This window comes from Candidatus Liberibacter africanus PTSAPSY (genome assembly GCF_001021085.1).
GTDB lineage: Bacteria > Pseudomonadota > Alphaproteobacteria > Rhizobiales > Rhizobiaceae > Liberibacter > Liberibacter africanus.
The window spans coordinates 1,008,132-1,026,943 of sequence record NZ_CP004021.1; the positions used below are offsets into that span (position 1 = coordinate 1,008,132).

Genomic DNA, 18,812 nt, shown 5'->3' on the forward strand with positions numbered 1-18,812 from the left:
ATTAAAGATCCCATAAATTATAATATAAGCAGTAACTAATTGATACCATAGTAGCATTGTTTTGTAAAAGAACAAAGATTTAGTTAACAGCATATGGTAAAAAAATCGTATTTTTCTATGGTAATTTACTATTACTTGTTAATATTCATATCATTTAAACTCACTGTATTGGTGTTATTGATAGGATCAGATAATTTATTTTTCCATAAGTGAGTAATGTTTTTCTATTTTTGAGATTATTTGACTGTTAATCATATTAGTTTATAAAATATTTTGTACGGTAATTCAGGTGGATCTTAAAAAAACCATTTTTCTGGTTTTGTTTGGAGATTTCTAAGTGTCAATGCAACTTTGACATAGTGATATTAAATTTATTTTTTATAATTGTTTTAATGTGGATAAATCTGTGGATAAGTTTGTAGGTAAATTTCTAAATTACGTTAGCGTGGAATGCTTAGTTTTATCTAGGAATATTTCTAGGTTAATTGCGTACAATCCTGATATCAAAAAGACAGTATTTATAGGACTTGCGCTATTTTATGGTGCTTTAATTGGAAAAATTTTAAGATTCTACTTTTATTCTCATTGATGTTTTGCGGGTATAATACATAGGTATTATTAAAAATCCTTGTTTTAACATGTAAAATAACTTTCTGTTCATTAAAATAACATGGAATTTTCTTTATAATCAATTGTGCATTTGTAAAATATCTGTTTCAATCGTATTAGTTTTGTAATACCGTCGACAAGAATGGGTGTTTCGTTCTTTGAAATGTTGGTGACATGCAATTGTGATGTGTCGTCGTGCGTTTTACATTATTGGGTCAAGTATTAAATAATTTAAGGATAATAAATTATAATGTTGGATATAATACGCAAAGCTTCTCGTACATGGGTTGCAAAAATTTTTCTTGTTGTTTTACTCATTCCTTTCCTTGTGTGGGGATTAGTAGAGTCTATTTTTTCTATTTCAGGATCGTCGACAATAATCTCTGTAGGTTCTGAAAAAGTACCATTGGAAAATTTTATTTATTATTGGAAAAAAGAATTAGAAGCTTTGTCTCAGCGTATTGGATTCGTCGTTACTTCAGAAAAAGCACGTGCTGTTGAGTTAGACAAAAAGATTGTCGAAAATCTCGTTTCTGTAGCTGTTGTTGATAATTTTATTAAAGAGATGGGAGTTGAAACTTCGCGTAGTCGTGTTTTAGATTTGATAGGACGTTTTCCTTTTTTTCATGGAAAAGATGGGAAATTCAGTCGGGATGTTTTTTTGTCGAAACTTGCTCAGCAAAATTACGATGAAGGAAAATACATAGACCAATCTATACGAGATAGATCACGTGCCGACATTGTCCCAATTCTTGCCGGAGGAATCCAGGTTTCTAAACTTTTACAAGATCAAATAGTACGCTTTTATTATGAAAATAGATCCGTTAAATATATTGTGATAAATGGTGATGACGTTGCTGCTGTTGGAGATCCGTCGTCTGCAGTCATTACGGAATGGTTTGAAAAACGTAAAGATAGCTATCGCTTTCCGGAGTACAAACGCCTGTCTTATATCTTATTCGATGTTCATCAAAAAGCAAAACAAGTGCAGATAACAGAAGATGATTTGCGTGCAGAGTATAACAAGAGGAAAGATTCGTATTCTTCACCTGAAACCCGAACAGTAGAACAGTTATTTTTTGCAAATAAAGAAGAAGCAAATAATGCTTTTACATCTTTGCAGAAGGGTAAAAATTTTCAACAATTAGCTAAGGAACAAGGTAAGTCTCTCAAAGATATTTCTTTAGGCAGTTTGTCTAAACAATCTATCCCAGATGCTGCATTAGCTGATGCGGTTTTCTCAGTTGCTAAAGAGGATGGTTATACTAATGTTGTTAGTGGTTCTTTCGGATACACAATTGCTCATGTAAGTAAGATTAAACCTAGTTTTACTCCATCTTTTGAGAAATTAAAAAAGGAAATTGAAGATCAAATGCGTCTTGTAAAAGCAAGTACGATTGTTCAAGAAGAGTATAAAAAGGCGGAAAAAATGTTTTCCTCAGGTAAGAGTATGACGGAAATTTCTCAAAAAGAAAATTTGCCTCTTGTAGATCTTCAATTTATGGATTCTTTAGGCAAAGATAAAAATGGTAAAGAGATATCTTCCATACCTTATAAAGATCACTTGTTATTTAGTGCTTTTAACAAAGAACAATCTTCTATGGATAATAAATTAGCTTTACCTGATGGAAGCTACATGTTGATTAAGGAAACAGAAGTGATTCCTGAACGTGAGAAGAAATTAAATGAAATTATGCCTGAGGTTATAAAAGATTGGAAATATTCGAAAAAAGCAGAAAAAGTGGCTGATAAAGCAAAGCAGTTGGTTCTTGAATACAACAAAAAAGGAAAATGTTTTTATAGTATAGGTAAACCTTTTGGAAAATCCATTTTAACTAAAAGAATTACTCGTACAAGTAAGGGGGAAGAATTCTTTGAAAATGGTGTTTCCGAGATCTTTTCTGGACCTATAGGAATGGTTAAAAGCTTTCCTATTAAAAATGGGGCTGAATATGTAATTTTTAAGGTAGTTGATTATAAAATCGATCCCGTTCCCAATAAAGATAAATTAACGGATTCTATTAAAGCAACGGTCAGTCAAGATGCGTTCGATTCAATTATTTCTTATTTGAAAAGTAAGTATCCAGTTACTATCCATGAAGACATTATTGATAAATATTTAAATAGTGAACAATAGAGGGAAACGATTTATGGATAGTTTTTTATCCGGTTAAATACTTAAGTTATAGGAGGGATGGATTATAGTAAAAAAATGCCTCCTATAACCATATCATCTTGGTAAATGTTGATAAAATAAGTAAAATACCTTTTTGCATTATTTTCGATTATGCGTAAAAATTATTTTTTAAATTTAAATTATTTATTTAGAAGTACTTATATCTTATAAGTCTACACATTGTTATGATTTGAAAACATGTTTTCAAGATACTTTTGTTAGAAATTACTTGGTATTTTCTATATTGCCTATCGTATTCTAGGACTATGTGTATTGATCTTTTTCAGTGTGTATTTCCCTGTGATTCAGGAAGTTTATTTTTATGAAATAGAATAAGTAAAAAAGCATAAAAATAACAGACTAACGCTGTATATGGTAAAATGTTCAATTTAACTTACATCATATTTCTTGATTATATCAATTTAAAAACTGTACAAGTTAATATGGAAAAAATAGCTGAATCAGATAAATAAAAATGAGTAGTAGGATTTTTTAGATGTTCTGTTTGGATTTTAAATAACTGCAAATTTTTCTATTTTAAACCATTTTTTTGATTGAATATTGTGTGATGTAGAAGATTGGCGATAATGGTTTTTTATAGTAAATGTCGGATTAAATTTTGGAATAGATGATAGCAGTATCGTATTTCAATCGATAATATCTTGTTTATTTCATCAATAAATAATGGTTTAAAAAGGATTGCTTACATGATGAAAAAAGCGGTTTATACAGGATCATTTGATCCAATTACCAATGGACATATGGATATCATTGTCCAAGCTCTTTCTTTTGTTGAAGAGGTAGTGGTAGCTATTGGTTTTCATTCGATGAAACAAGATTCTTTTTTGTCTATTCAAGATCGTTCTGATTTGATTATGCAATCTATTCTTCATTTAATCCCTGAGAGTGTCGGAAGAGTCTCTGTTGTTTTTTTTAAAGGATTAGCAGTCAATTTAGCAAAAGATGTTTCTGCTCAAGTGATAATACGTGGCTTGAGAGATATGACAGATTTTGATTATGAAATGCGTATGACATCAGTTAATCGCCGTCTTTGTCCGGAAATTGCAACTATTTCTCTTTTTTCGAAGGATTCTTCTCGATATATAAGCTCTACTTTAATTCGTCACCTTGTTTCGATAGATGCGGACATAACTTCTTTTGTACCACATCCTGTTTGTGATTTCTTAAAAAAAATCCCTGAACCATCTTGCTAAAATCTTAGTCTATAAAAATATTATTTTGAAATAATATTTTGTGATTACAATCTTTCTCTTATTTTTATGGTTGATCTTGTGTAAAGATAATGATTTCAAATATCTTTGCTTAATGTATTCTATATGAATTAAATTTCTATTTTTAATGGCGCTATAAATTTATTCAGATAGCTCAAAAACGAAGGAGATAATGCAATTATGATGGTGAAAGAGTTCGATTTTAATCTTCCATCTTCTAGAATTGCCTTAAGACCAGCATCTCCACGAGACAGTGCTCGCCTCATGGTTGTGCAGCCAAATTTATCAGGAATTTCGATGATTTCTGATCATTTAGTGTCTGATCTTCCTTATTTTTTAAACTCTAATGATGCAATTGTATTTAACAATACTAAGGTTATAACCGCACAATTAAGTGGAATAAGATTACATCATATAAATAACAAAGAAACGCCAATATCTTGTACTTTGCATATGCGTTTTTCTTCTAATAGTTGGAGTGCATATGCTCGGCCAGGTAAAGCAATTAGAACAGGGGATATAATTCTTTTTTTTTCGCAAGATAGACAATATAGATTAGAGGCTACTGTTGCAGAAAAGTGGGATACAGGGGAGATTTTATTGACTTTTCCTCTTTCTGATATGGTCTTGGAAAGACAAATTTCTCTAGTAGGGACTATACCATTACCTCCTTATATTGCTAGGAAACGTCCTATAGATGCACGTGATTATGTGGATTATCAAACGACATACGCTAAAATTCAAGGTTCAGTTGCAGCGCCTACAGCTGGTCTTCACTTTACATCTAATCTTTTATCTAGGATTATTTCTATAGGTGTTGAAGTACATTTTATAACTTTACACGTTGGTGCAGGAACTTTTATGCCAGTAAAAGTAGAAGATACTGATGATCATAATATGCATAGTGAAATAGGTGTTATAGATATAGCAACAGCGAAAGCGTTAAATTCTGTTAAATCTCGAGGAGGACGTATTGTTGCTGTTGGAACAACTTCATTGCGTCTTTTAGAAACCGCAACAACAGAAGATGGGATCATAATGCCTTGGTCTGGATCTACTAATATTTTTATAACTCCAGGATATTGTTTCCGAGCTGTTGATGTGTTGATGAGTAATTTTCATTTGCCAAAATCGACTTTATTAATGTTGGTATCGGCATTCTGTGGAATAGAAGAAACAAAAAAAATATATCAACATGCTATTTCTCATTCGTATCGTTTTTATTCATACGGTGATGCAAGCTTGCTATTTCCAAAACGATGATTAAACAAGGGGAAAATATTTTTTATGCCTTGTGAAATAAAAAATATTAAAAATTCTTAGTAAGATTATGCTTTCTTGATTTTGCTGATAATCTTTTTCTATACTCATAGTATTGATAAGAAAATAATAAATTGCTATTGAACAATGTATAATTGTTCTTTCGTGAAAGAATATTGATGCAATAAGAAGTAATATTATTTGTCCTTTTAGAAATGTGTTGAATGTGAATAAAGATTTTTGCTTTAATATTAAAGCTATCAGTGGAGGGGCTCGTTTAGGTGAGATTATCACTCCTAGAGGAATTATTAGAACGCCAGCATTTATGCCCGTCGGTACTTCTGGAACTGTTAAAGCGATGTACTTTGATCAAGTACGTGATGTGGGAGCAGATGTTATTCTAGGAAATGCTTATCATTTAATGTTGCAGCCTGGAGCTGAGCGTATTGCGCGTCTGGGAGGAATACATAAATTTATTCGGTGGTCTAAGCCAATACTGACGGATTCAGGTGGTTTCCAGGTTATGTCTCTTTCAAAGTTATGTTCTGTAAATGAACAAGGTGTTAGTTTTAGGAGTCATATTGATGGGACCTTATATAAGGTTTCTCCAGAAGAATCGGTTCGAATTCAAAATCTTATTGGATCTGATATACAGATGCAACTTGATGAATGTTTATCGCTACCTGCTGAGGATAAAGAGTTAAAACGTGCAATGGAATTATCATTGAGATGGGCTGAAAGATCCAGTGTAGCATTTGGTAATCAACCAGGGAAAGCTTTGTTTGGTATTGTGCAAGGTGGTGATAATATTGATCTCCGTATTTTTTCTGCTGAGCGTTTGAAAGAATTAGATCTTAAAGGTTATGCTATTGGTGGTTTAGCAGTTGGTGAGCCACAAGAAGTAATGTTGCGTATTTTATCAAATATTGTTCCTATATTACCCATTGAAAAACCACATTATTTGATGGGAGTTGGTACGCCAGATGATATCTTAAAATCAGTAAGTTATGGGATAGATATGTTTGATTGTGTCATGCCTACTCGTGCTGGACGACATGGTTTGGCTTTTACTCGTTTTGGCAAAATAAATTTGCGTAATGCAAGACATACCGATGATATGCGTCCTCTGGATGAAGAGTCACACTGTCCTGCATTACGTGATTATTCTCGCGCTTATTTACATCATCTTTTACGTGTTAATGAATCTTTGGCAGGGATGATTCTTTCTTGGGCAAATCTTTCTTACTATCAAGATCTTATGAAAGGGATAAGAAATTCTATTGCAGAAAATTGTTTTGTAGATTTTACAATGCAAACACAAGAAAATTGGGAAAAAGGTGACATTCCGTCTATATCGTGATAAGCAACACAGACATGATATACCCTTAGTTCAAATGATGTACTATTTAACATTTTCTAAAAATACAAACGTTTGACACGGAAACCCCTCTGTCAAAATATCAACTTCACCCAAATCACAAGGTTTCACATTTCTAATATCATCTTGAATTAAACGATGATTGAAATTTTCTTGATATGTAATGCATGCTTTTTTATTAATTTCATTAGCCCAAGATATTTTAAACCCTGCTTGTTTGAAAACTAATCCAATCCCTCCCATACCCGCAAATAATTCTCCAACGGTTAATTGGGAGTCTTTATTGCAATGTGATACGGGATAGCCTTTCATGAATCCTTAATACTTTGTTTCATATTTTAGTATATCATCAACTGTTATGATTTTAACAAGGTCTTGTCTATCAGTAGCACCTATTTTGTACCACGCTCTTTCTTTTTCAGTTACTATTTTATATAGTTCATCCTCTGAATATTCTTTATATCGATTCCATATATCATCCATTATATCTATAATATTTTTATCGCAAATTTTATGGTACATATCAAAAGCTAAATCCACGGGTAATCTAATTTTACCATCAAGATACTCTACTTCTGGATAAATATTATCAAAAAACTTTAACCTGTGGTAAATGCCGGCAAATACCGAGCCATCCCTCCAAGCTTGTGGCTCTTCATCCAGCATCGCTTTTGTATTTAAAAACAATATTACAGTGAGTGAAATAGAGTAGCTTCTGTAATTTTAAATTTGTTAAGGGTAATTCGTCTTCTACCCCTTTATCTATGAAGAAATTCACGACTGCTAAACAAGAATAAGGAGGTTTATCATATACAATTATTCCAGCTGTTCTTTTTTCTTCTATTGCTTTTTAGTTTCTTGGGCTTCTTCCCTGATCTCTTTGAGATGTTTTTCGATATCTTTTTCGCGATTTTCGAGAATACGAATTAGGATTTTTAGGAACTTAGTAATATAATCTATAATCGTCCATATTGTCATATTATCGATCCTTATTCTTTTTATTTATTAAAATAAGATAATCTATATAAGACCTCATATTTGCTCTTCTACCCATATTACAAGCCAACTTATAAGTATTTCTACTATAATCAATTATTTTCGAATTTTTTCTTCTGAACGTAACATAAGCCATATAAGATCTAACATCTGACGATCTTCCGCTCATAATGTAATAACTAATAAATCTATTGCAAAGCAAAAGGACATAGGTTTTCTATAAACTCTTAAACATTGTTAGTTTTCTTTTTTGATTTATGAATTTTCTGTATCGCTAAAAGAGATATACTTGCAAATCTCAATAACTATCTTGAATCTTTTACATTTTTCATAAACTTACGGTCTACTACTTTATGAAGAGAACATAAATTTTTCATTATTTGATCAGTTGCCAATAAAGTGAGCGACGCCCCTACAAGAAGACCCATATGAGGATTTCTTGGATCTGACTTTTTCCTTATTTCTTCGATAAAATTCTCATTATAAATATAAAAGATAAGACACCCAAAAAGGAAAATACGCTTAATGCTAATGTTGCCATCAAAAAGTTATCTTGCGTGTTAATTTTTTTATTTATTTCCTGTTTATTTTCATAAAGTATTTTATCTAGCTATGACCTAGTTTCATCTAGCTCAGACCTAAATTGATGTTTTTATTTCATGTAATACAAAGGGGGAATGCCCAAGATATCCTCAATAGACTCTTTTGAATCAACTGTATTCTCGAGTTCACGTTGTCTTCTTTCGAGTATATATTGGTTATTTCCGATTCCATCTTGTCTTTGTTCGAGTGTATTTTGTCTGTATTCGAGGTCATAAACACCCATAATTAGGTGTAGACCTATTTTATATACTAATAAAATAGACAACCAAATGTAACCATACGACTGATATTAAAATCGCTATCAACCATTTCCTTTGCATGCCAAAGAGTCTATGCAAGTTCGACATCATTTCAGATCTATTTTTACTAAATATTTTACGCATGTCCGATCTATGTTCATAAAATATTGTAATCATTTCTTTATGAAATATAGCGTTTTCTACACGGAAATTTGCAAAACATTCACGATAGCTTGATCAACTTTATGTTCGATTATATTTTGTCTTTGTTCGATGTCATAAATTATTTTATTCATCGTTCATTGATATACGCATTCCACTCATTATTAGTTTCCTTTAGTTATTTTTATGCCACGTTTATTCGTACAGCCCATATTTTTATTCCAGCCCATACTGTATGTTTCCTAGAAAAAAAAGCAGATTCAGATTTTAAAACCCAATTAGAAAACTGATATTCGCTTTCTATCTTGTAACTTTCAGCTAGCATCCTTTCTAACTCACGAGCTGTTAAAATATAGGGTAGCGATAACTCATTGTATGTTTTCATGCTAATCAAGCCAAAGATGGATGCTAAACTTGTAGCAATGATAGGTGAGAATGCGGCAATGCCAATATGACAATATTTCTCTGCAAGCCCTAAAAAAATCAACAAAATCATGAGAACCTTAGATATACAACGCCACTTTTTAAGATTATAGATGTGAAAGTCCGCTCCCATATTATTCAAAAAAATCTGATCTTTCACTCTATAATCTACGTATATATTTTTACGACGTTACCAAGGCAAAACTTGATAATTTTTCACATCACGCAAAATATAAGATATATTATGTTTTTCAACCTCTTTTTTGTCGCCTACTATATCGATTAAATGACCTTTTAGCTTATCCTCATCTATTCTATCCTCATCTATACGATAACCTTTAACTCCCATATAGAATTCCACATTTTAGATTTCAAAGATTCAGCTATAGTTCTACTCATATACCAACGCTTTTCAGCTTTGTAAGGAGACTTAAGGTTTTCTAATAGTGTCCAAACACCATAAATAGGGGTAGATAACACAAGAGTTCCCAAATAAACCCCCAATAAATCTCCCAAAAAACCCCACAATAAAGAAGAAATAACCAATACAATAATACATTCAATAAACAGCTCGTATTGTAATTTAATATAACGTAAAACCTCATTTCCGCTGTCAATTGCATTTTGATTGTATTCATCATAAATCTTAGGGAAGACTACTTGATTATTAGACATAAAAACCACCTAAAGTTTAAATCTTTTTTTCTTATTATATCAAGAATATCATTAATTAATTTGTCTTATAGCTTTTTCAGAATTATCAATAACATCTAAACGAAGCTTACATTCATTAAGATGATCGTGGGCGTAATAAAGAACCTTAATCTCACCCTTGAAATGAAACCATTTAAGGTAATGCGTAGCACTCTTTATTTTTTCGTCTATATTACCCGTAAAAGCATATAGTAAGTCCCGTAAAAAATAAAATAAGTCTTTTATTAAATGATAAAAAACCAAAAATTATAGACTGTACAAATGTAATAAATAACGTTGATGGGGATATTATTTAGCTTACGCAACCCGAGTACCTTCAGTCGCACAGGTTAAAATAGATGGAAAAGTTATAATTACTAAAATTAATGCTTCATCTATAATTCGTATTATAAAACCTACCGTTTGTGAATCTGGTGCTAGTGTGTTTGGTTAGGAAGAATATATTTCAAGGAAATAATGGTCTTTGTGATGCTTTAGCTGAATTTTAAGTAATGATATTCTCGCCGAAGTGGAAGTGGAAGCGGAAGTTGTTGGAGGTGCTTTTGGCGCAAACACTGTTGGGTCTGTTTCATTGCCAAAGACAAAGAACTTTGATCAGAGTATGATCATTCCTATTGATTATAAATCATCATCATCTTCCACAATTTATATTGCGGATAAGAAGATTATCTATGCATATTCCACTCTGCTTAAAGATGGTGTTAATATAGGTTCCTCTGAAGTGTTTTTATCTCTTACAAGTAGAGCTTATGTAAGTTTGTTTGAATGTATTGAGTTTATCTTATTAATAGCTATTGCGTTATTTATTTTTTGCATATTCGTGCAATATTGTCGGTCCAAAAACGCTTTCAAATGACTGGCGAATTAGTGTATCTATGTATTCCATTGAGTAATGATAACCAAGTTTCTTGAGACTTGTTACGCCATGTTGATTAATGCTGCAAGGAATAATTCCAGTATAGTGGTTTAGATTTGGAGAAACATTTAACGAAAATCCGTGAAATGATATCCATTTACGTATTCGTATTCCAATGGCGGCAATTTTTTCTTCAATTGATATCTGTTGATTATTTAGTATTATATTTGGTTGAATTATCCAAATTCCAACACGATCTTCACGTCTTTCACCAACTATACCTAATTTGTCGAGAGTACGTATGATAACTTCTTCAATAGCAGCAATAAAACAACGTAAATCTTTGCGACGTTTTTCAAGGTTAAGCATGATATAAACAACACGCTGTCCTGGTCCGTGATAGGTATATCCACCACCACGTCCTGTAGAATAAACAGGGAAACGTTTGGGGGTTAATAAGTCATGGGAATTAGCGCTAGTTCCACCGGTATAGAGAGGAGGATGCTCTAGAAGCCAAACCAGATCTTCTGCATTTCCTGAAGAGATGCGTTGCACCTCACTCTCCATAATTATCTGAGATTCTTCATAAGAAACAGGATAATGCGTCACCCACCAACGAATGGGAGGCATGTTTTTCATATGAAATACTGAGATATCGAGAGTATTTCTTGACAACAATTTCATAAAAAGGCCATTTTTGGTGCGGTCGAGAAGACTCGAACTTCCACAGGTTTCCCTACAGCGACCTCAACGCTGCGCGTATACCAATTCCGCCACGACCGCTTTTTTACTTATCAGATTTAACTAACAGAAGATGTATTTTCGCACAAGACAGTATAATAGATAATTTTTTATAATTCCTTATTGAAAAATTTGCCATTATTAACATGTGTTCAAATTATTTATAAAAAAATATTAAGAATAGAAATTCCTATTTCTCAATAATCCACATAACCACTTACATCATATTACTATTAGATAACAAGGTTTATTTTATGTGTTTTTTTATTTTTACCATATTTTTCTATTCATACCCCCAATAAAAAATAAAACAATTGAACAATGTGGAGTAAGTCGTTATAAAGTACGTACGAACTGTTAAACAGCAGTTTAAAATTTTACATATGACTAATAAAAATATCAGTTCATTACTTAAAGATATTTGATACAACAACGGATTATAACAGATACAGTATATACTTTTCCCATAATATAAAAAAATAATTTCAAATAATGATCTATTTTTATTATATAGGGTTGCGTTTATGTAAAATTGTTATTTTTTGCGGATATATTTTTGGTTTTTATAAAGTTATATTATATGAAAAATTTTCTATCTACATAAATTTGCTATCAATACTGTGATTTTTATAATGTTATTAATAATATTTATTGCGAGAGATTTATGATATGATCAATGTTAAATATAGGATTATGCTCATCCTTATATTATTTATGGGTGCTATTTTACTTTCTTATTTTGTTTATCAAAAAGTTTTTTCTTCACAAGATCGTATTTTCCCGTTTTCTGAAAAAAGTGTATGGGAGTTTAAATATGATACTTCATATAAAGAATGTAACGAGAATAACCAGGATACGAAGATTTGTCTCATCGATCTTATTAAAAGAACGGGAGGAAGAAAAGAGGCAGTTCAAGCTGCTGAATATTTAACAATGGAAGAGGGAGTATATGCATACGTATCTTCGTATCGTAAAGAAGGTTTAATTGGTGTTTTAGAGGTTGAATATCCCAATAGAGCTAATGCAACGTCAGAAAGTTTTCTTATTCCTCCTATAGGCAATATCCGCGTTCGTGTTGATGATTCTATAAATGATTTTTTTGATAATTATTCTTCTGTTGTAAAGGATTCTTTATTGAAGAATCAAAAGATTTATCCCTTTGGTCCAGGATGGTTTATGCAAAGCAATCGCAAGGATAAATATATAGAACTAATTTTTTACTATCCTTTAAGAAAGTGTCATGCTTGTGAGGACATTGCTTTTTTTGATATTGCATATCGATTCACGCTTGAAGGTATGTATATTGGAAGAGAAGTATCTGGCATACGCGATAATAGTTCAAAAAATGATCATTTTTTATTTATAGTATAAAATATTAACGTATTGTATCGGACTATTTCTATAGTAGATGGTTTGTGTTAATGAAATATCATTTAATTTATAAGCGATGGAATAGACGTGGAAGTAAATATAATTTATAAGCGATGGAATATACCTGAGAGTAAATAAAATGGGTTTATTACTGGTGTTGTTTATAAGTTCTTTATATTTTCCTGTGATTTATTTTGTGGTGTAGAAATGACTATTTCCTCTAGTTATCAATTATTTGAAAAAATAAATGTGAAATAAAAGAAATATTCTGTTGTTCCGAATCTTATAAAGAACTTATTAAGATAGTAAAAAACATTAATTTCAGATGGTTATGAAAAAATATATTTGCTGTTTGTATTAAATTAAAAATAATAAATATTTTGTCTATCTGATTTTTGTTTTTGAAATTGCTATTTTTTCAATGCAAAATAATGATAGACAGAAAATATTTTAAGAAAAAATGTGATCAAGGCACTAATAGCAAATGATAAATATTGTCATAAAAAAGCTTTTCCATCTTTTATCGGAGATGTGATTTTCTAGCGGAAAAATTTTCATATTTCTTAAAATAGATATTTTTTATTCATGGGAAAGGTAATTTACTTAAAATTATATAATATATTTTCTAGCAAAAAATAGGGGATGAGAAATAAAAGATGTTTGAAACATTGTTTTTTTCATGATTTTTTCCTTCTGAACATTTCATTACCTTCAACTATAAATATGCAAATAAAGCACAATATTGCTATTAAGAAAAATCCTATAGTAATAGGATAAGTGGTTCCATTAAAGGATTGTCCTATTATTATTCCCACAATTGTGCTTATTAACGTATTGGTAAAACCAAATACAGATGATGCTGTTCCTGCTAAATGTGAGAATGGTCCCATAGAGATACTACTAAAATTACAATTGATTAATCCAAATTGAAATGATGCTAAAAAGAATAACATTATAAAAACAGGTAAATTTATATGATGTACAGTAGTGATTTGCGTTAAAAGCCATAATCCTGTAATTAGCATAAGCATTAGCAGAGAGTAATGTGATACAAGGCGTACGCTAAACTTTTCTATCAGACGAGAATTAACAAAAGAAGCAATAGACATAGCTATGCCACCAATTGCAAATGCTAGAGGAAATAAATTCCCCAAATTATATATTTCGACATAGATTTGTTGTGAAGAGTTTACAAATCCTAATATGGCTCCCATAGTTAAGCTATTGGCAATATTATATAAGGTAGAAACACGATTTTTAAAGATAAGAGAAAAGCTATGCAATATAAGATTTAAATTTAAAGGACGTACATCTTGTGGATTAAGAGTTTCTGGAAAACGTATGTAATACCAAAGCATGACGATAGTAGTGACTATTCCCATACAAATAAAAATTCCACTCCAATGACCTGAAACAAAAATTACAGCTTGTCCCATACTAGGCGCTAATATTGGCATAATCATAAAAATCATTATAGCTATAGATAATACTTTAGCCATATCAGCTCCATCATAAACATCACGAATAATTGAAATAGTAATAATTCGTGGCGCAGCCCCTCCGATTCCTTGAATAAATCGCATGACAAGCATTCCAGAGAATGAATCTATCACTATCATGAATAATGTAGATAAGATGTATATGACTAACCCGGACATCATAACAATTTTACGACCAAAACGATCTGATAAAGGTCCATAGAAAATTTGAGCTATCCCATAACCGATAAGATAAAAAGATATCAAATGTTGTCTGTGGTTTTCATTAACAAGTCCTAAAAAACTACTAATTTGAGGTAAGCATGGTAGTATTATATCTATGCCGAGAGAATTAATACCCATCAACATTGCTATAACGATGAGGAACTCTGTATAGCTAATATTGGCATTTTGTAATTTTGAGGGAAGTTGCTTTTTCACGGCAATATTCTTTCATAATTAAGATAAGTAAATAAAAATGAAATCATTTATTTTATTGTATTATCGCCTAGATTTTATCGATACTTAAAATTTGTTGCAGTTCTCCAGATTCAAACATTTCGCACACGATGTCACAGCCACCAATAAAATCACCTTTGACATAGAGTTGAGGAATAGTTGGCCAATGGGAATAATCTTTGATTCCTTGGCGTAAGGCTTCATCTGCAAGTACATCTATCCCTTTATAAGATACACCGATTTTATCAAGAATCTCTACTACTTTCCCAGAGAAGCCACAACGTGGAAATTCAGGTGTACCTTTCATAAATAGGACAACATCATTTTTTTTGATTTCATCATGAATCGTAATATTATTCATGCTTCGTATACTCCGTTTTTTAATTATATAATTCAACTAAACTTCTATTTTTCGACAAGGTTTATCTGTTAATTTGAGTTGTGAGAATTTGGAACTGAGGTTTTAATAGAGAGAGCATGGAGATCATTTCCCATTTTTTCTCCTAAAGCGGCATATACCATTTGATGTTGTCGTATACGACTCTTACCACGAAATTCTTCAGAAACGATTTCTGCAGCGTAATGATTTCCATCTCCTTTTAGATCATGGATGGTAACAATAGCCTGCGGTATTCCTTTCTTGATCATTTTTTCTATTTCTTGTGGATCCATAGACATATTTTACTCTCTTATATTTAATAATTTATACAGCTCGTTAATTTATAAATTGAGGAAACCACGATTCATACTTTTCTTGTAATATTGCAACAGGTATATCGAGTATTTTATTAATAGACAAAGCATCACCTGACACTTTTCCTAAATGACGCCAAGGAATGTTTTTACGATTCGCTTCCGATACTACTGAATCCTGAATTTCTGGAGGAATGCAAATTACATAACGTCCCTGATCCTCTGCAAAGAGAAAAGGGGTTGGATCTTCTTCTATAGGCAAAATAATATTCATGCCTTTCCCAGAAGATATTGCCATCTCTGCCAGAGAAATGATTAGTCCTCCCGTAGAAATATCATGGCATGCTGTAATTTTTTTCGTATTAATCATAGAAAGAATAAAATCTCCATGACGCTTTTCGAGATGACAATCAACTTTTGGAGGAGGACCTATATCACCTAACGCGCATTCAATGCTATATATTGAACAGTCAAGATGACTCCCATCATTCCCGATCATAAAGATAAGATCTTCATCATGAGCGCTATCAATTCTTGCCATCAGTGACCAATCAGAAAGAACTCCAACTCCAGCGATGGTTGGTGTAGGGAAGATTGATTGTCCGTTAGTTTCATTGTAGAAAGATACATTTCCTGAAACTATTGGCATATTTAATATTTGACAAGATTCACGCATTCCCTTTATAGAATGTACAAATTGTCCCATAATCTCTTCTTTTTCAGGATTACCGAAGTTAAGGTTATCTGTTATAGCTAGCGGTTTTGCCCCAGTTGCTATAATGTTGCGCCAACATTCAGCAACCGCTTGTTTCGTCCCTTCAAACGGATCTGCCTTCACATAGCGTGGTGTTACATCAGAAGAAAAAGCCAGAGCTTTAGTTTTATGTCCTTCTACTCGGATGACGCCCGCATCTCCGCCCGGAAGCTGTATAGAATTACTCTGGATAATTGTATCATACTGCTCATATACCCACCTTCTTGAAGATAGATTCGGAGAAGATAAAAGTTTTAGCAAACTACTAGTATAGTTTTCAGTAGAACGAAGGAGTTTAGGATCTGAAGGGGGAATGCTGATAGGCTCACACCATGCTCTATCATATTCTGGTGCTTCATCGCTCAATGCTTTTATGGGAATATTTGCAACTTCTTCGCCACGGTGGAATACACGAAATAGCATGTCATCGGTTGTTATACCAATAATTGAGAAATCAAGTCCCCACTTATTTAAAATATCTTGCGCTGTTTGTTTCTTTTTTGGATTGAGAATCATGAGCATACGTTCTTGACTCTCCGAAAGCATCATTTCATAAGCAGTCATACTTTCTTCGCGTGTTGGTACTTGATCAAGATCCAGTTTAATTCCAAGATTCCCTTGATTTCCCATTTCTACTGCAGAACATGTTAATCCTGCTGCTCCCATATCTTGGATGGCAATGACAGCATTTGCTTGCATTAATTCTAGACATGCTTCCAACAAACATTTTCCCGTAAACGGATCTCCCACTTGAACGGTAGGGCGTTTTTCCTCAATGTCTTCTCCAAATTCTTCTGAAGCCATTGATGCGCCACCGATGCCATCTCGACCAGTTTTCGCACCTAAATATACAATAGGGAGGCCTACGCCTTTTGCTTTTGAAGAGAAAATTGCATCTTTTTTGGCAAGTCCAGCAGCAAAAGTATTGACGAGAATGTTTTCATTATAACAAGGAAGAAACTCCACTTCTCCTCCGATTGTTGGCACACCAAAGGAGTTACTATATCCAGCAATACCTGCCACTACTCCAGACAGTAATCGTTTTGTTTTGGGGTGATTAACAGAACCAAATCGCAATGAATTCATAACAGCAACGGGTCGTGCACCCATTGTAAAAATATCACGCAGAATGCCACCTACACCTGTTGCTGCTCCTTGATATGGTTCAATATATGATGGATGGTTATGGCTTTCCATTTTGAAAACAACACAATCGCCATCTCCAATATCAACAACGCCAGCATTTTCTCCAGGTCCTTGGATAACGTGTTCGCCAGTAGTAGGGAGGGTCTTTAACCATTTTTTTGACGATTTATAAGAACAGTGTTCATTCCACATAGCTGATATAATGCCTATCTCTGTCAAAGTTGGTTGGCGTTTGAGAATACGCAATATTCGATCGCAGTCGTCTTTTTTGAGACCATGCGCATCGAAAATTTCAGGTGTAATAAGAGATTTAGGCATTAATAGCTACGCAATCTTGATTGACAATTTAAATGACAGACATAAATTCATACTTTGCAAATGTAAATACCAGTTTTACGTTTATGAACTACGAAATAAGACATCTCTGTTGTACTAAGATAAAATATTGTTTACAGATAGCAGATTTGGTAATAAAATATAAGACGCATGAACAATATTGCTGTTTGCAGAAAAATTAGTACTTTTACTTTATTTGTACCATGAGCATACTTCCCATATTTTACTAAAATATCATTAATATTTTGGTATATTTATTGTTTTAATCACTAAAATTTTTCAATATATTTAATATAATAATTAGAGATCGTACTAAAGAAAAATTATAGCATAAATTACCAATTTATAATATAAAGCATTGATTTAACCGTATTTTCATCTTCATTTTTACGAATTAATTAAAAATTTATTCGCACTAGGCGATAAGAGATGTAAAGAGAGTACGACCACCTTCTCCTCCATGAATTTCTTCTATCATGTTTTCTGGGTGGGGCATCATGCCTAATACATTTCCCTGTCGGTTTATAATACCTGCGATGTCGTTTAGAGATCCATTGGGATTGGTGCCAGATGCATAGCGAAATAAAACTTGATTATTGCTTTCTATTTCATCTAATTCTTTTGCATCGACAAAATAATTTCCATCGTGATGGGCAACGGGACATTTAATAATTTCATTCATCTTATACGACTTGGTAAATGCTGTTTTAGAATTAACAACTTCTATTAATACTTGTTTACAAACAAATCTTAATGAAGCATTACGCATAAGAATACCAGGAAGCAGGTTTAGTTCTACGAGAATTTGAAATCCGTTGCAAATTCCAAGAACTTTTACTCCTTGTTGTGCTTTTTTTTTGACGACTTGCATCACTGGAGTACGTGCAGCAATCGCTCCACAACGAAGATAATCACCGTAAGAAAAACCACCAGGAATAATAATAAGATCGACATTTGGAATATCGGTATCAGATTGCCATACTAAAAGTGGAGGTCGTTTGAAGATTTTTGTCACGGCCTTAATCATATCTCTATCGCGATTCAGACCTGGAATCTGTACTATAGCGGTTTTCATAGATATTTCCAAAAAGGTATGAAAAATAATTTATTCAGAATAATAGCATTAATGTTCTAAGGGTTACTTTGCATAAATAAAAAAATACCGCAGTGATATTTTTTAATCAAG

The 18,812-nt window shown here is 32.3% G+C and carries 17 protein-coding genes and 1 tRNA gene; 5 read left to right on the top strand and 13 right to left on the bottom strand.

Annotated features, from left to right (window positions below; translation table 11 throughout):
- The first annotated feature begins 859 nt into the window (after positions 1 to 859).
- From G293_RS04565 to tgt, 4 genes are all read left to right on the top strand, one after another.
- Positions 860 to 2,746, top strand: coding sequence for a peptidylprolyl isomerase (locus G293_RS04565; RefSeq protein ID WP_047264492.1), 1,887 nt, complete (start codon positions 860 to 862; stop codon positions 2,744 to 2,746).
- Between the two features lie 746 nt (positions 2,747 to 3,492).
- Entirely contained in the window at positions 3,493 to 3,999 is a 507-nt protein-coding gene (gene coaD, locus G293_RS04570; RefSeq protein ID WP_052775040.1) for a pantetheine-phosphate adenylyltransferase, read from the top strand.
- 198 nt (positions 4,000 to 4,197) lie between these two features.
- Positions 4,198 to 5,280 (top strand): tRNA preQ1(34) S-adenosylmethionine ribosyltransferase-isomerase QueA, encoded by a 1,083-nt coding sequence (gene queA, locus G293_RS04575; protein WP_047264493.1) that lies wholly within the window; start codon positions 4,198 to 4,200, stop codon positions 5,278 to 5,280.
- Between the two features lie 223 nt (positions 5,281 to 5,503).
- Positions 5,504 to 6,637, top strand: coding sequence for a tRNA guanosine(34) transglycosylase Tgt (tgt, locus tag G293_RS04580; RefSeq protein ID WP_047264494.1), 1,134 nt, complete (start codon positions 5,504 to 5,506; stop codon positions 6,635 to 6,637).
- A 42-nt stretch (positions 6,638 to 6,679) separates the two neighbouring features.
- Here tgt and G293_RS04585 read toward each other — a convergent pair whose 3' ends face one another.
- The 8 genes from G293_RS04585 to G293_RS04615 all read right to left on the bottom strand — a co-directional run bounded on the left by G293_RS04585 (position 6,680) and on the right by G293_RS04615 (position 11,431).
- Positions 6,680 to 6,967, bottom strand: coding sequence for a DNA cytosine methyltransferase (locus tag G293_RS04585; RefSeq protein ID WP_047264495.1), 288 nt, complete (start codon positions 6,965 to 6,967; stop codon positions 6,680 to 6,682).
- Positions 6,968 to 6,973: 6 nt separating this feature from the next.
- The gene (locus G293_RS04590; protein ID WP_148407346.1) at positions 6,974 to 7,321 is read right to left on the bottom strand and encodes a Panacea domain-containing protein; all 348 of its coding nucleotides are present in this window, start codon (positions 7,319 to 7,321) and stop codon (positions 6,974 to 6,976) included.
- A 1,518-nt stretch (positions 7,322 to 8,839) separates the two neighbouring features.
- The gene (locus G293_RS04595) at positions 8,840 to 9,256 is read right to left on the bottom strand and encodes a hypothetical protein (RefSeq protein ID WP_280136113.1); all 417 of its coding nucleotides are present in this window, start codon (positions 9,254 to 9,256) and stop codon (positions 8,840 to 8,842) included.
- 12 nt (positions 9,257 to 9,268) lie between these two features.
- Positions 9,269 to 9,427 carry a hypothetical protein gene (locus G293_RS05745; RefSeq protein WP_158402231.1) on the bottom strand — a complete coding sequence of 53 codons (159 nt, stop codon included), beginning with the start codon at positions 9,425 to 9,427 and terminating at the stop codon, positions 9,269 to 9,271.
- The gene (locus G293_RS04600) at positions 9,403 to 9,753 is read right to left on the bottom strand and encodes a hypothetical protein (RefSeq protein ID WP_047264497.1); all 351 of its coding nucleotides are present in this window, start codon (positions 9,751 to 9,753) and stop codon (positions 9,403 to 9,405) included. The genes G293_RS05745 and G293_RS04600 overlap by 25 nt, the downstream gene beginning before the upstream one ends.
- Before the next feature lie 51 nt (positions 9,754 to 9,804).
- Complete coding sequence (locus tag G293_RS05690) at positions 9,805 to 10,035, bottom strand: hypothetical protein (protein ID WP_148407348.1); 231 nt, start codon at positions 10,033 to 10,035, stop codon at positions 9,805 to 9,807.
- Positions 10,036 to 10,591: 556 nt separating this feature from the next.
- Complete coding sequence (gene lipB / locus G293_RS04610) at positions 10,592 to 11,332, bottom strand: lipoyl(octanoyl) transferase LipB (RefSeq protein ID WP_047264729.1); 741 nt, start codon at positions 11,330 to 11,332, stop codon at positions 10,592 to 10,594.
- A 14-nt stretch (positions 11,333 to 11,346) separates the two neighbouring features.
- A tRNA-Leu gene (locus G293_RS04615) sits at positions 11,347 to 11,431 on the bottom strand.
- 627 nt (positions 11,432 to 12,058) lie between these two features.
- Here G293_RS04615 and G293_RS04620 point away from each other — a divergent pair.
- Positions 12,059 to 12,760: a hypothetical protein gene (locus tag G293_RS04620; RefSeq protein WP_047264499.1), complete on the top strand. Its 702-nt coding sequence runs from the start codon at positions 12,059 to 12,061 to the stop codon at positions 12,758 to 12,760.
- 677 nt (positions 12,761 to 13,437) lie between these two features.
- Here G293_RS04620 and G293_RS04625 read toward each other — a convergent pair.
- The 5 genes from G293_RS04625 to purQ form a co-directional block, all read right to left on the bottom strand.
- Complete coding sequence (locus G293_RS04625) at positions 13,438 to 14,679, bottom strand: multidrug effflux MFS transporter (protein WP_047264500.1); 1,242 nt, start codon at positions 14,677 to 14,679, stop codon at positions 13,438 to 13,440.
- A gap of 67 nt (positions 14,680 to 14,746) precedes the next feature.
- On the bottom strand, positions 14,747 to 15,058 hold the full coding sequence (gene grxD, locus G293_RS04630) for a Grx4 family monothiol glutaredoxin (protein ID WP_047264501.1): 312 nt from the start codon (positions 15,056 to 15,058) through the stop codon (positions 14,747 to 14,749).
- 68 nt (positions 15,059 to 15,126) lie between these two features.
- On the bottom strand, positions 15,127 to 15,375 hold the full coding sequence (locus G293_RS04635) for a BolA family protein (RefSeq protein ID WP_047264502.1): 249 nt from the start codon (positions 15,373 to 15,375) through the stop codon (positions 15,127 to 15,129).
- Positions 15,376 to 15,412: 37 nt separating this feature from the next.
- Positions 15,413 to 17,608, bottom strand: coding sequence for a phosphoribosylformylglycinamidine synthase subunit PurL (gene purL / locus G293_RS04640; protein ID WP_047264503.1), 2,196 nt, complete (start codon positions 17,606 to 17,608; stop codon positions 15,413 to 15,415).
- A gap of 433 nt (positions 17,609 to 18,041) precedes the next feature.
- The gene (gene purQ / locus G293_RS04645; RefSeq protein ID WP_047264504.1) at positions 18,042 to 18,701 is read right to left on the bottom strand and encodes a phosphoribosylformylglycinamidine synthase subunit PurQ; all 660 of its coding nucleotides are present in this window, start codon (positions 18,699 to 18,701) and stop codon (positions 18,042 to 18,044) included.
- Positions 18,702 to 18,812 lie beyond the last annotated feature (111 nt).